Raw genomic sequence first — 13243 nt, 5'->3', positions numbered from 1 at the left:
TATAGGGGGTTTTTCGAAATGACGATACGAAAGGAGGATTGTTCGGTTACCCGTTATGGCTTTTCTCGATAGGGCGTGCGGACGAATTTGATTAAGCATAGGTCAACGGCGAGACTGTCGATTGACCGGAAGTTTTGGACTGTCTTTGCGCAGCGTAATTCGGCGCGCTGGCAGCGGTTGATGCGTCCCGTGCCCCTGCTCGATGCAGGTCCGAAAAATACATATTTAGAATTCCCGGTGTTCCCGGTGTTCCGGTGACACTCCACTTATTTCCAATTCTCTCAAGGGAAGACGGACGCGACGCGGCTGTGGGCGCACGCGTGTCAAAGGTGGAGGACATCGATCCTTGCGGCATGGGCGACGGCATTCCTGCGGCTCACGGCATCGAACTTCTCCAGCAAGGATGCGGCGTGATACTTGGCCGTGTGCGCCGAAATGCCGAGCCGGCGGGCAATCAGCTTGTTCGATGCGCCCTCCGCCAGCAGGGCGAGGACTTGCAGTTCCCGGGCGGTGAGTGCGCTGCCGGCTGGCAGCTCTGTCGCTGCTCCGGGCGCGACGGCGAGCGCGTCGGGTTCATCCTCCTTGCCGACCAGTTCGACCTCCTCGACATCGGCCAGAACGGACGCGATCCGATCGGCGAGCGCAGGGTCGGCCACGTCGACCGCCAGTCGCAACCGATCCCTCGCGCGCCGGTCTCTCAAGCCGCTGGCCTCTCACCGACTCGGAGCTTTGTCCGGTGCGATCGGCCGCCCCTCCGCAACTCGATCTCCAAGAGCTTGCCGACGCTGTCGGGGCCGAGCGATCTCAGCAGCGATTGCAGCGTGCCGATGGGCTTGCCGTCCCAACTCACCAGGACATCCCCCTGGTGAATATGGGCCGCCGCGCCGGGCCCTCGGGGTCCACGCTCATCACTATGGGGCCTGGGCCATTGCCCTCGATCGAGACCGGATGCAGGCCAAGACCGACGTAGCCGCGCGCAATCCGCCCGTCGGTCTCCAGCTTCGCCGCGATGCGGTTGATCGTGACCGAGGGGATCACGAGGACGCGTCGACGTGGTCCGAACACCGTCATGTCGATAGCCTGCCCTGCGGCGTTGACCGCGAGGCCGCCCTCGGCCGTCGACCGCAGGCCGGTGTCGAGCTCGATGCGCGCGTCAATGTCGCCGCCGCGCATCGACTGCCAGGGGCCCCTGCTGACGGAGACCACGCCGAGGGCAGCGGTCGGTTCGCCATCTTCCGCGCCCAGGGCCAGGACGAGCGCGGCAGGCGAGGGCAGGGGTACCGCCATGGCGACAGGCTGTAGATCAGCCCGGTCAACCCTGAGCAGGGCGACGGCGGTGCTCGGGGCGCGCCCAACGGGACGGGCGGTGATGCTCTCACCGCCGGGCAGCGTCACCCTGATGTCGCCGTCCGCGGCAAGGCTTTCGTCCGACGTGACGATAAGGCCGTCGCGCCAGACGAAGCCTGACGCCTGCATGCGATGGGATACGACTGAAACGAGGCTCGGCGCCAAACCCCGGACCATTTCTTCCAGCGCCGTGGAGACATCCTGCATGTCTCCGCTCATGGGGACCTCCGGAATGCATGCTGTCGGAATGCACACCGTAGACATGCGCCGGGACCTGAACCTCGTCCACTCGCCACATAGGCAGGCGAGGTCGGGAGGGGCGGCTTGCGGGTTGAACGAACCTCTCGATGTCAGGCAACCGGCCCAGTCTCCGCTCGCCGCCGGCGCCTCTCTTTGATACATATCAGGCATCGCGACCTGATCTCACCGGCGTCGAGGGGCCGTGGAATCGTCGACTCTCTGATCCAGATCAACTTTCGCCGCTCCGAGCGATGCTAGCATCAGCCGAAAAGGGAAGGCTGCCGTATCCATCCCAAGGGAGGCTCATCCATGACGAAGGTGTTGTCGAACAAGGAGCTCCAGCTGATCGACGCCTATTGGCGGGCAGCGAACTATCTCTCGGTCGGCCAGATCTATCTCTACGACAATCCGCTGCTGAAAGTCTCGCTCGCCAAGGAGCACATCAAGCCGCGCCTGCTTGGGCATTGGGGAACGACGCCCGGCCTCAACTTCATCTACGCGCATCTGAACAGGGTCATCGTCAAGAACGACCTCGACGTCATCTACATCACCGGGCCGGGGCACGGCGGCCCCGGGCTCGTCGCGAACGCCTATCTGGAGGGAACCTACAGCGAGGTCTATCCGAACGTTTCGATGGACGAGGCGGGAATGGCCCGCCTGTTCAAGCAGTTCTCGTTTCCCGGCGGCATACCGAGCCACGTCGCTCCGGAGACGCCGGGGTCGATCCACGAAGGGGGAGAGCTCGGCTACGCCCTATCGCACGCCTATGGCGCGGCCTTCGACAATCCCGACCTGATCGTCGCCTGCGTCGTCGGCGACGGCGAGGCCGAGACCGGCCCGCTCGCGACCAGCTGGCATTCGAACAAGTTCCTGAATCCGGCCAGCGACGGGGCGGTGCTGCCGATCCTGCACCTCAACGGCTACAAGATCGCCAACCCGACGGTGCTGGCCCGCATCAGCAAGGAAGAGCTCGACCAGCTCTTCCGCGGCTACGGCTACACGCCCTACTTCGTGGAAGGCGATGATCCTGCCGCGATGCATCAGCTGATGGCCGAGACGCTCGACCGCGTCGTCGCCGACATCAAGCGCATCCAGAGCGAGGCCCGCGCCGCCGGAAAGGTCGAGCGCCCGCGCTGGCCGATGATCGTGATGCGGACCCCGAAGGGCTGGACCTGCCCGAAGGAGGTCGACGGCAAGCGCACCGAGGATTATTGGCGCGCGCACCAGGTGCCGATGGGCGAGATGCAGGACAATCCCTCGCATATCCGCATCCTCGAGGAGTGGATGAAGAGCTATCGGCCCTCGGAGCTGTTCGACGGCGAGGGCCGCGTCAGGCCCGAACTCGCCGCCGCCGCCCCGAGCGGGGCACGGCGCATGAGCGCCAATCCCCATGCCAATGGCGGGCAGCTCCTGCGCGACCTGAGGCTCCCGGACTTTCGCGACTATGCCGTCGCCGTCGACGCGCCGGGCGCAACCGTCGCCGAGTCGACCCGGGTCATGGGCAAGTTCCTGCGCGACGTGATGAAGCTCAACATGTCGGCAAGGAACTTCCGGCTGTTCAGCCCGGACGAGAACAACTCCAACCGCTGGCAGGACGTGCTCGAGGTCACCAACCGCGCCTGGATCGCCGAGGCGCTGCCATGGGACGATCACCTGGCGCCCGACGGGCGCGTCATGGAGATGCTGAGCGAGCATCAATGCCAGGGCTGGCTCGAAGGCTATCTCCTCACCGGACGCCACGGCTTCTTCTCGTGCTACGAGGCCTTCATCCACATCATCGACTCGATGTTCAACCAGCACGCCAAATGGCTGAAGGTGTGCAACCATATCTCCTGGCGCCGGCCGATCGCCTCGCTCAACTATCTCCTGTCGAGCCACGTCTGGCGACAGGACCACAATGGCTTCAGCCACCAGGATCCGGGCTTCATCGACCATGTCGTGAACAAGAAGGCCGAGGTCGTGCGGGTCTATCTTCCGCCGGACGCCAACTGCCTGCTCTCGGTCACCGACCACTGCCTGCGCAGCCGCAACTACGTCAACGTCGTCGTCGCCGGCAAGCAGCCCGCCCCGCAATGGCTGACCATGGACGAGGCGATCAAGCATTGCGAGGCCGGGCTCGGCATCTGGGAATGGGCGAGCAACGACCGCGGCAGCGAGCCCGATGTCGTGATGGCCTGCTGCGGCGACGTGCCGACGCTCGAGACGCTGGCTGCCGTCGACCTCCTGCGCCAGTATGCGCCCGACCTGCGGATCCGCGTCGTCAACATCGTCAACCTGATGAAGCTGCAGCCGGCCTCCGAGCATCCGCATGGCCTGCCGGACGCCGATTTCGACGCCCTGTTCACGACCGACAAGCCGATCATCTTCGCCTTCCACGGCTATCCCTGGCTGATCCACCGCCTCACCTATCGGCGCAACGGCCACGACAATCTTCACGTGCGCGGCTACAAGGAGGAGGGCACGACCAGCACGCCGTTCGACATGTGCGTGATGAACGACCTCGACCGGTTCCACCTCGTCGCCGACGTGATCGACCGGGTTCCGTCGCTCGGATCGCGCGCCGCCTATGCCAAGCAGGCGATCCGCGACAAGCTGGTCGATCACAGGCAGTACATCGCGCGATACGGCGACGACATGCCCGAGGTGAAGGGCTGGCGGTGGCGCAAGCCGGCGGCCGCCGAGAGCGTGGGCTCGACCGAGGCCGACAATGTCTGACAGGCCGCCGGACATGGGGGCGCTGCTCGGCCAGTACGACTGCGGCCCGGTCCGGTTCTCCGGAACAGAGAGCGCTCTCTACGAGCGCCACCTCATGTTCGACGACGTGGTCGAGGCCGATCGCGTCGGCGCCCGCGAGCGCTATGAGGCGGCAGCACGATCCATCCGGGACGTGCTGTCGCAGCGCTGGCTGCGCACCGACCGGACCTATGACAGGCTCGATCCCAAGCGTGTGTACTATCTCTCCATGGAGTTCCTGATCGGGCGCTCGCTGGAGAACAATATCCTGAACCTCGGCCTGACCCCGCTGGTCAAGGCCTTGGTCGAGGAGCGGAAGGTCGACTGGCACGCCCTGCTCGAGGAGGAGCCGGATGCCGGGCTCGGCAATGGCGGCCTCGGGCGCCTCGCCGCCTGCTTCATCGAGTCGATGGCGACGCTCGCGATCCCGGCGATCGGATACGGGCTTCGCTATGAATACGGGATCTTCCGCCAGGCCATCGACGACGGCTGGCAGGTCGAGCAGCCCGACAACTGGCTGCGCCATCCCGACCCCTGGGAGGTCATGCGCCCGCAGGAGGAGGTTGAGATCGGGCTCGGCTGCTCCTTCGAGGTGCGCGGCGGCATGCTGAAGGCCGTGCCCGGCCGGCGCGCAACGCTGATCGGCGTCCCTTATGACCGTCCGGTGGTGGGCTATGGCGGCCGCACCATCAACACGCTGCGGCTGTGGGCCGCGACGGCGCCCCGATCCTTCGACTTCGCCGCCTTCAGCGCCGGGGACTTCGTCGGAGCCCTGGCCGAGCAGCTGACGGCCGAGTCGGTCACGCGCGTGCTCTATCCCGACGACTCCACCAGCGCGGGACAGGGGCTGCGCTTCGTCCAGGAGTATTTTCTCGTCGCCTGCTCGCTCGCCGACCTCGTGCGGCGCTTCCGCCGTGGCAATCCCGACTGGCGCGACCTGCCGCGCAAGGCTGCGATCCAGCTCAACGACACCCATCCGAGCCTCGCGGTCGCCGAGCTCATGCGCATCCTGCTCGACGAGGCGGGCCTCGCCTGGGACGAGGCCTGGGACATCACCCGGCAGACGCTCGCCTACACGAACCACACGCTGCTGCCGGAGGCCCTGGAGACATGGCCGCTGGCCTGGTTCCAGCTGCTCCTCCCGCGCCAGGGCGAGATCATCCTCGAGATCGACCGGCGCCTGGCCGAGGAGGTCCGCGCGCGCCGTCCCGCCGACGAGGGCCGCATCGAGCGCGTCGGGATCGTCGATCGCAGCGCCTCGCCCAAGGTGCGCATGGCCCATCTTGCGATCGTCGGCACGCACAGCACCAACGGCGTTGCCGCGATCCATTCGGCGCTGCTACGGACGTCGACCGTCAAGGAGCTGGCCGAGCTCTTTCCCGAGCGGTTCAACAACAAGACCAACGGCGTCACGCCGCGGCGCTGGCTCCTCAATGCCAATCCCGAGCTGGCGGGGCTGATCAGCGACGCGATCGGCACCGGCTGGGTCACCGATCTGGAGGAGCTGTCGAGGCTGGCGCCGCTGGCGGAGGACGGCAGCTTCGTCAGCGCGCTGCTGGCGGCAAAGCGCGCGACGAAGACGCGCTTCTCCAATTGGCTGCGGGCCTCTTCCGGCATCGCCGTCGATCCCGATGCGATCGTCGACAGCCAGGTGAAGCGGATCCACGAATACAAGCGGCAGCTGCTCAACGCGCTGCGCATCGTCGTGCTCTACAACCGGCTGCGCGAGAACCCCGGCCTCGACATGGCGCCGCGGACCTTCCTGTTCTCGGGCAAGGCCGCGCCGGCCTACCGGCTCGCCAAGGTGATCATCAAATTCCTGAACAATCTTGCCGGAACGATCGATGGCGACCCGGCAGTGGCCGGCCGCCTCAAGGTCCTGTTCCTTCCCAATTATTCCGTGTCGCTCGCCGAGGCCCTGATTCCCGCGACCGACGTCTCGAACCAGATCTCGACGGCGGGATACGAGGCAAGCGGCACCAGCAACATGAAGTTCATGATGAACGGTGCGCTGACGATCGGAACCCGTGACGGCGCCACGATCGAGATGGCCGAAGCGGCGGGCGAGGACAACTTCTTCCTGTTCGGGCTGACGGCCGACCAGGTCGCGCAGAGCCGCGGCTGGTACGATCCCCGCTGGCACTACGACAATGAGCCGGAGATCCGGAAGGCGCTCGATCTCATCGCCTCCGATCACTTCAGCCGCAACGAGCCAGGCGCCTTTCAGGTGCTGCTGGATGCCCTGCTCCGGCATGGCGACTACTTCATGCACCTGGCGGACCTGACGGCCTATCTCGATGCCGACGGGCGCCTGACCGAGGTCTATGGCCGCCCCGGCGAATGGGGCCGCAGGGTGGTGATGAACATCGCCCATTCCGGCCGGTTCTCGAGCGACCGCACGATCTCGCAATATGCGCAGGACATCTGGCAGGCATCGCCCTGTCCGATCGACTGAAGCGCGGAGGCGGAGCCCGCCGGCCGCCCGGCAACCGGCCGGGCCTGGCGGAGGGACGAGATGGACACGCAGCTAGTGCCGCTCAAGGTCAGCGCGGCGCGATTCGCAAGCGCGGTCAGGAGCCTGCTGCGTTCGGAGGTCGGCGCCAAGGCGCTGTGGATGTTCGCGGGGCTCGTCGCGCTGCTCTGCGGGATCAGCGGCCTGAACGTCGCCAACAGCTATGTCGGCCGGGATTTCATGACTGCGATCGCCGAACGCGACAAGCCCGAATTCCTGCGGCAGGCCCTGCTCTATCTCGGCGTCTTCGCCGCGCTCACCATCGTCTCCGTCGGGGTCCGGTTCATCGAGGAGCGCATCGGCTTGCTCTGGCGCGAGTTCCTGACCCGCAGGCTGGTCGGCCTCTACCTCGCCGACCGCACCTTCTATCGCCTTGCCGCCTCCGGAAACCTGCCAAATCCGGATCAGCGGCTGGCCGAGGACGTGCGCGCCTTCACCGTCACGACGCTGTCCTTCCTGGTCATGATGCTGAACAGCGGCCTGACGGTCATGGCCTTCTCGGGCGTGCTCTGGGCGATCAGCCCGCTGCTCTTCGGCGTCGCGGTGCTCTATGCCGCCGCCGGATCGGTCCTCGCGATCATTCTCGGCCGGCCGCTGGTGAGGTTGAACTATGACCAGTCCGACAAGGAGGCGAGCTTCCGCTCGGCCCTGGTCCATATCCGCGAGGATGCCGAGGCGATCATGCTCGCGCGCCGCGAGGGGCTGGAACTGTCGCGCCTGCAGACCCGCATCGACGACATGATCTCGAACTTTCGCCGCATCACCTCGGTGAACCGTGATATCGGCTTGTTCACGACGGGCTATGGCTGGCTGATCCAGATCATCCCGGCTCTGATCGTCGCGCCCTCCTTCATCCGGGGAGAGGTCGATTTCGGAGTGATCACCCAGTCGGCGGTCGCCTTCTCCTTCCTGGTCGGGGCCTTTTCGCTGATCGTCACCCAGCTGCAGCAGCTGTCGAGCTTCGCGGCCGTCGTCTCGCGGCTCACCTCCCTCGCGGCGGCGATCGAGAGATCAAAGGCTGAGGGCGAGGTGAGCCTTGCTGTCGGCAGCAAGGACGGCTCGGTGTCCTATGACACGCTGACCGTGCTTGACCCGGCCGGGGTTCCCTTGATCAGGGACCTGTCGCTGACGATCGCCCCGGACGCGCGGGTTCTGGTCACCGGCGGCGCCGGACCGGCGCTGTTCCGGGCGACGGCCGGCGCCTCGGTCGCCGGGACGGGCCGGATCACCGTCCTCGGCCCCGACGATCCCCTGTTCCTCTCCCAGCGGCCCTACCTGCCTGCGGGCACGCTGCGCCAGCTCCTGACGGCGCTGGACCCGCCGAAGGCGATTGCCGACGACGATATCCAAGAGCTCCTTCGCGAGCTCGGTATCGAGAGCACGCGCGACCGGGCCGGTGGGCTGGACAAGGAACAAGGCTGGGCTGCGCTGTTGTCGCTTCGCGAGCAGCAACTCCTGGCGATCGCCCGCGTGCTGCTGGCCGGGCCACGCCTCGTGTTCATGGACCGGATCGGCACGACGTTGAATCCCGAAGACCTGCCGAAGGTGCTGACGATGTTGAGGCAGCGCTCGATCGGATATGTCGCAATCGAGGAGAGGCTGTCGCCCGAGGATTTCGACGCGATGGTCGAATGCCGGAACGACGGCGGGTGGACGTGGCGGGACAACCACGGCTAAAGCGTTTTGCGATTTGACGGAATCGCGTCAAGTCGCAAAGACGCGTCGAAACAAGGAGTTAGAGTAAAGCGCGTTTCCACCAAAACGCGCTTTGCTCTAGGCGGCGTGGACAAATTTGAGCCAGTATCTGGCTGTGGCGAGATGGACCATTCCGAGGAAGCTGTTGGCCAGTTGATCGTATCGGGTGGCGATGGCGCGGTTGATCTTGAGCTGTGCGAACATGCGCTCGATGCGATTGCGCTGCTTGTAGAGCGTCCGATCATGCTCGATTTTCACGCGGCGGTTTGACCGACCAGGAATGACCGCCTTGATCTTCCGCTTGGCGAGATCGGTTCGGATCGCGTCGGCATCGTAGCCCTTGTCCGCCAACAAAGCGCCTGGCGCGCGCTCGGGCAGGTCGATCAAAGCGTCATGAGCTTTGCAGTCCGCTGCTTCGCCGCCCGTCAGGTGGAAGGCTACTGGTCGTCCGAGAGCATCAGCCAGGCAATGAAGCTTACTGGTGAACCCGCCCCGCGAGCGGCCAAGAGCGCGTCGATGAGTCCCCCTTTTCCGCCCGCTGCCGAGACGTGGGCGCGAACGGTGGTGCTATCGATGCTGGAGTGGCCGCTGTCCGCCATGATCTCAGCCAGCGTCACGGCAACGGCCTCCCAGACCCCCGCTTCGCTCCATCGCCTGAACCGGCGATAGATGGTGTTCCAGCTACCATATTTGGGCGGGACGTCGCGCCACGGAGCGCCGCAGCGGAGCCGCCAGAGGATACCGTTGATGATTGAGCGGTTCTGCTCAGGGCGCCTGCCGCGACCACGGTTCTCTGGTTCGATGGGTAACAAACCTTTCAGAACGCGCCATTCTGCTTCAGTAAGATCGCCCCTGCTCAAGCCTGTCTCCAAAAAGCAGCCTTGAATCAACCCCTGAGCCCAACGTCAATCATTTCGGCTTCCCTATCGACCCTGTTTGCCGATAGGTTTGCAAACCCGGAGCATTGACGCATGTATCGCATCACTTTGGAATGCCATGATGTTCCCGCCGCAGCGGGAGACGAAGCGGCACGCGACATCACTGAAGCGTTTCGGCTTCACTATCCGCACGAACACAACGTCAGTTGCACCTTTGTGGACGGCAAGCTGAGGCTGGTCGCCGAGAACGACTATGATCCAGAAGGGCTCAATCTGATGGACGAGTTCTCGGACAACATCTGCGCATACGTCGAGCCCTTCGACGGCGACCTCAAGCTGGTGAGCGTAGAAACGCTTCGCTGAATTTGTCCACGCCGCCTAGCGGGGGCCGGGGAGGGGCAGGCATACTTGTTTCAGCTTCACTCCGGCCTTGGTCGCGCGCGATTCCCCGGATCCCGGCTCCGCTGCGCGTCGATGAACTCGCTTCCATGCCTGGCGGCGATCGCCCTGACGTCGACGGATCCGGTGCGATCCGCCCTGCCGGCGTCAGCCTGCACGGCGGTTGCTTCGGCCACGAACGCCATGCCGTCCGGTGGCGGCCATACGACCTGACCGGCAATCCGGAGATCATGCCCGCCCTCGACGATGATGTGCGTCTCCCGGCAGGCCGACCGGGGCGATGAGCTCGACGTCCCCTGCCGACGCCCGGTGCGGAGAGGCGGATGCTGCACGCCCGAGGGGTTGCAATCGATCCAGCCGTCTCTTCTGTTGTGCAAGTCATGAACAAGATGTATACATTCCGTTCATGATCATCATCGGCGAGTCAGCCAAGCCCGGGACGGAGGAGCGACAGGGCGAAGCCGCCCAGGACGTCGTCTTCCGCTGGCTGAAAGCCCATATCGCCGGATTGCCGCGGGAAGACGGGACTTTCCTGACGGAGGCGGAAGTATGCCGGGCGACCGGCACCTCCCGGACGCCGGTACGAGAGGCGTTGCTGCGGCTCGAAACGGACGGCTTCCTGAAGATCGTTCCCAAGAAGGGCGCCTATGTCCCGCCCATCACGGACGCCGACATCGCCGCCGTCATGGAAGCGCGCGAGCTGATCGAATGCTGGAGCGCGCGCCGGGCGAGCCATTTCGGCGAGGCGCTGGCTGCCGAGCTCGATCGATTGGTCGATGAGCAGGAAAGCCTGCAGCAATCCCCCGTGGATTTCATCGAAAGCGACCGCGAGTTTCACCGCGCCATCATCCGGGCTGCGGGCAATCCGGTCCTCGTCGCCTTCTACGAGACGCTGCGCGACCGCCAATTGCGGATGGGATTCCAGGCCATCGTGGCATTCGAGCGTCGCGCGGGCGATGTGCTTTCGGAGCATCGGCGGATCGTCGAGACTTTGCGTGCAGGGAACGCCGAAGGCGCGGCGGCGGCGATGGCCGATCACCTGGAGCTGACGCTTGCGACGCTGAAGATGCCGGTTTCACCGCGATGGCGGTCACGCCCGTCCTGAGCAGGTTCCTCTGAGCCTGCCGAGGCAACACGGATCGGCGCGGCTGCGAGGGGGCATGAGCGACAGTGCCGGGACAGCTCGCCCGGAAGCCTTGCCGCGAGCGCTCGGTCAGGCCCGCTTCGGCCCTGATCGTCGCCCGGCGGGGCCGCCCTGGCGAACGATGGCCGGAGGTCATGCCGTCACCGGGCCGGTGAAGAACGGAAGGAGATTTCGAGCCGCAACCGACGGAGTTTTCCGAACTGCTCCGGTTCCTGGACATTCACGACTGATCCTGCAGGAGGGCATCATGCTCAAGACAGGTGCGCAGTATATCGAAACGCTCAAGGACGGTCGGCAGGTCTACATCAACGGCGGCGTGGCGGCCGATGTCACCACCCATCCGGCCTTCCGCCGCAGCATCCGGTCGTTCGGCGCGCTCTACGATTTCCAGTCGCGGCCGGACAACCTCGACCTGATGAGCTTCGAGGTCCCGGAAGCCGGGAGACGGCGGGCCAGCCGCATCTGGCAACTGCCCGGCAGCTATCAGGATCTGGTCAAGCGGCGGGCGGCGCTGGAGGCATGGGCGGAACTCCATGGCGGATTCCTGGGCCGCGCGCCCGATCATGTCGCCTCGTCACTGGCCGGCATGGTGATGGGCATCGAGACTTTCAACGCCCACGACCCGCTCCGGGCGCAGGCGCTCGCCGATTATTTCAGATATGCCAGGGACAACGATCTTTACCTCAGCTACGTCATCATCAATCCGCAGGCCGACCGCTCCAAGGCCGCGGGCGAGCAGCAGGACCCCTTCCTGGCGGCCGGGGTGGTCGATCAGGATGGTGGCGGCATCACCGTCCGCGGCGCCAAGATGCTGGGCACGGGCGCCGTCATGGCGAACGAGGTGCTCGTCACCTGCATCCAGCCGCTGCGCGAGGGCGATGAGCGCTATGCGGTCACCTTCGCCCTGCCGCTCAACACAAGCGGGCTGAAGCTGCTGTCGCGGAAATCCTATGAGGAGAACGCGGCCAGCGTCTTCGACAATCCGCTCGCCAGCCGTTTCGACGAGAACGACGCCATCCTCTATTTCGACGACGTGAAGGTTCCGTGGGACCGGGTGTTCGTCAATCGCGACATCCCGATGTGCCAGCGCCAGTTCCATGCGACGCCGGCACATGTCTACCAGAACTATCAGGCCCAGGTCCGGCTGATGGTGAAGATGCGCTTCCTGGCCGGCATCGCCAGGCGCATCGCCGAGACGAACGGCGTCATCGCCTTTCCGCAGGTCCGGGAGACCCTCGGACTGCTGGCGGCGCACACGGCCATGGTCGACGCCCTGGTCCACGCCATGGAGGTGAAGGGACGGATGTACGGCCGGTATTTCATCCCGGACGCGCACACCCTGTACGCCGCGCAAGTGCTGACCCAGCAGCTCTATGCGAAAATCATCAGCGAACTGCGCGAGCTGGCCGGCGGCGGCCTGATCATGTTGCCGTCATCGGTGCAGGATTTCGCCAATGACGAGCTGCGGGCCCTGATCGGCAAGACACAGCAATCCCCCGCCGCTTCGTCGGAAGGCCGCGTCAAGTTTCTCAAGCTCGCCTGGGATGCGGTCGGCTCGGAGTTCGCCTCGCGCCACGCCCAGTATGAGATGTTCTACGCCGGCGCCGCCTTCGTCACGAAAGGGCACAGCTTCAGGACCTGCGACTGGGGCCGCTGCACGCAACTGGTGGACCGGTAAGAGGGGCAAAACCCCGGGCAGGTGTCGGCGAAACGGGTATTGAGAAGGCAGTACGGCCAAAAAAACTCTGTGCTTTCAACGGCACAATTTTCGTTGTGACCCGATGCCTTGAGTGTGTGCCCGGGGTTTTGCCCCTCTTGCGTGGACCGGATGCTGGACGGCTATTCGCTCGAAGACGAAATCCCGCATGAGCAGACCGTTGCCGCGTGAGATCACCATGCCGATCCAAAAGCAGCACAGGGAATTCCACGCGGTCGACATCGAGGGCGGCGACTGGCATTCGCCGCCCGGCTACCCGCCGGGCATCCAGCAGAAAATCCTGGCCGGGGACCTCGACGAGACCGCCAGGGCCGGCAATCGGACGCGGCTGCTGCGCTTTGCCCCCGGAGCTTTCACGACATCGCGGTTCGTCCACGAATACTGGGAGGAAGTCTATCTGATCAGCGGCGATCTTGTCGTCGGGCGGCGCGGGCCGGGCGAGCCGACCGAGGCCTTCGGCCCGAACACCTATGCCTGCCGGCCTCCGGGCATTCATCACGGACCGTTCCAGTCGATCGAGGGCTGCCTGCTGCTCGAGGTTCACTACTACACGTGAATGGCGGCGGGCCGGCAATCCG

At 65.3% G+C, this 13243-nt stretch carries 11 protein-coding genes; 7 read left to right on the top strand and 4 right to left on the bottom strand.

The genetic code is table 11. The features are described 5' to 3' along the window. Window positions 1-323 precede the first annotated feature (323 nt). The 3 genes from AC27L4_RS25450 to AC27L4_RS25440 are packed head-to-tail and all read right to left on the bottom strand — an operon-like array spanning window position 324 to window position 1566. The gene (locus AC27L4_RS25450) at window positions 324-674 is read right to left on the bottom strand and encodes a helix-turn-helix transcriptional regulator (protein ID WP_487145322.1); all 351 of its coding nucleotides are present in this window, start codon (window positions 672-674) and stop codon (window positions 324-326) included. 23 nt (window positions 675-697) lie between these two features. Then, complete coding sequence (locus AC27L4_RS25445) at window positions 698-850, bottom strand: hypothetical protein (protein ID WP_487145320.1); 153 nt, start codon at window positions 848-850, stop codon at window positions 698-700. Next, a complete protein-coding gene (locus AC27L4_RS25440; protein WP_487145319.1) occupies window positions 847-1566 on the bottom strand; it encodes a S1C family serine protease in 720 nt (239 codons plus the stop codon). Before AC27L4_RS25440 ends, AC27L4_RS25445 begins: the two co-directional genes overlap by 4 nt. Before the next feature lie 330 nt (window positions 1567-1896). Here AC27L4_RS25440 and AC27L4_RS25435 point away from each other — a divergent pair, with 330 nt between their 5' ends. Genes AC27L4_RS25435 through AC27L4_RS25425 form a run of 3 tightly spaced genes read left to right on the top strand, consistent with a single transcriptional unit; the run spans window position 1897 to window position 8509 of the window. After that, complete coding sequence (locus AC27L4_RS25435) at window positions 1897-4302, top strand: phosphoketolase family protein (protein ID WP_487145318.1); 2406 nt, start codon at window positions 1897-1899, stop codon at window positions 4300-4302. Next, window positions 4295-6775 carry a glycogen/starch/alpha-glucan phosphorylase gene (locus AC27L4_RS25430; RefSeq protein ID WP_487145317.1) on the top strand — a complete coding sequence of 827 codons (2481 nt, stop codon included), beginning with the start codon at window positions 4295-4297 and terminating at the stop codon, window positions 6773-6775. Before AC27L4_RS25435 ends, AC27L4_RS25430 begins: the two co-directional genes overlap by 8 nt. Before the next feature lie 60 nt (window positions 6776-6835). Then, on the top strand, window positions 6836-8509 hold the full coding sequence (locus AC27L4_RS25425; RefSeq protein WP_487145316.1) for an ABC transporter ATP-binding protein/permease: 1674 nt from the start codon (window positions 6836-6838) through the stop codon (window positions 8507-8509). Between the two features lie 96 nt (window positions 8510-8605). On the opposite strand, the gene AC27L4_RS25420 is transcribed toward AC27L4_RS25425, so the two are convergent. Then, window positions 8606-9387 (bottom strand): IS5 family transposase gene (locus AC27L4_RS25420; protein WP_487145315.1). Its coding sequence is split into 2 segments (ribosomal slippage): window positions 8606-9063 and window positions 9063-9387, totalling 783 coding nucleotides; the frame shifts between segments, so codons are not numbered across the junction. A 111-nt stretch (window positions 9388-9498) separates the two neighbouring features. On the opposite strand from AC27L4_RS25420, the gene AC27L4_RS25415 reads away from it, so the two are divergent. The 4 genes from AC27L4_RS25415 to AC27L4_RS25400 all read left to right on the top strand — a co-directional run bounded on the left by AC27L4_RS25415 (window position 9499) and on the right by AC27L4_RS25400 (window position 13221). Beyond that, window positions 9499-9768 carry a hypothetical protein gene (locus AC27L4_RS25415; protein ID WP_189677821.1) on the top strand — a complete coding sequence of 90 codons (270 nt, stop codon included), beginning with the start codon at window positions 9499-9501 and terminating at the stop codon, window positions 9766-9768. Between the two features lie 442 nt (window positions 9769-10210). Beyond that, window positions 10211-10909 (top strand): GntR family transcriptional regulator, encoded by a 699-nt coding sequence (locus tag AC27L4_RS25410; protein WP_487145314.1) that lies wholly within the window; start codon window positions 10211-10213, stop codon window positions 10907-10909. 286 nt (window positions 10910-11195) lie between these two features. Next, window positions 11196-12626, top strand: a complete 1431-nt coding sequence (locus AC27L4_RS25405; protein ID WP_487145313.1) for a 4-hydroxyphenylacetate 3-hydroxylase family protein — start codon at window positions 11196-11198, stop codon at window positions 12624-12626. A 187-nt stretch (window positions 12627-12813) separates the two neighbouring features. Then, entirely contained in the window at window positions 12814-13221 is a 408-nt protein-coding gene (locus AC27L4_RS25400; protein ID WP_487145312.1) for a cupin domain-containing protein, read from the top strand. Window positions 13222-13243 lie beyond the last annotated feature (22 nt).

It is taken from the genome of Labrys sp. Lb11, from assembly GCF_057554225.1.
This window is presented reverse-complemented; position numbering and strand designations above follow the sequence as displayed.

What these genes read in the sequence shown, in the direction of transcription:
- AC27L4_RS25440 (WP_487145319.1), bottom strand. Translation starts at nt 1,566, where the DNA reads ATGAGCGGAGACATGCAGGATGTCTCCACGGCGCTGGAAGAAATGGTC.
- AC27L4_RS25405 (WP_487145313.1), top strand. Translation starts at nt 11,196, where the DNA reads ATGCTCAAGACAGGTGCGCAGTATATCGAAACGCTCAAGGACGGTCGG.
- AC27L4_RS25425 (WP_487145316.1), top strand. Translation starts at nt 6,836, where the DNA reads ATGGACACGCAGCTAGTGCCGCTCAAGGTCAGCGCGGCGCGATTCGCA.
- AC27L4_RS25410 (WP_487145314.1), top strand. Translation starts at nt 10,211, where the DNA reads ATGATCATCATCGGCGAGTCAGCCAAGCCCGGGACGGAGGAGCGACAG.
- AC27L4_RS25435 (WP_487145318.1), top strand. Translation starts at nt 1,897, where the DNA reads ATGACGAAGGTGTTGTCGAACAAGGAGCTCCAGCTGATCGACGCCTAT.
- AC27L4_RS25415 (WP_189677821.1), top strand. Translation starts at nt 9,499, where the DNA reads ATGTATCGCATCACTTTGGAATGCCATGATGTTCCCGCCGCAGCGGGA.
- AC27L4_RS25430 (WP_487145317.1), top strand. Translation starts at nt 4,295, where the DNA reads ATGTCTGACAGGCCGCCGGACATGGGGGCGCTGCTCGGCCAGTACGAC.
- AC27L4_RS25400 (WP_487145312.1), top strand. Translation starts at nt 12,814, where the DNA reads ATGAGCAGACCGTTGCCGCGTGAGATCACCATGCCGATCCAAAAGCAG.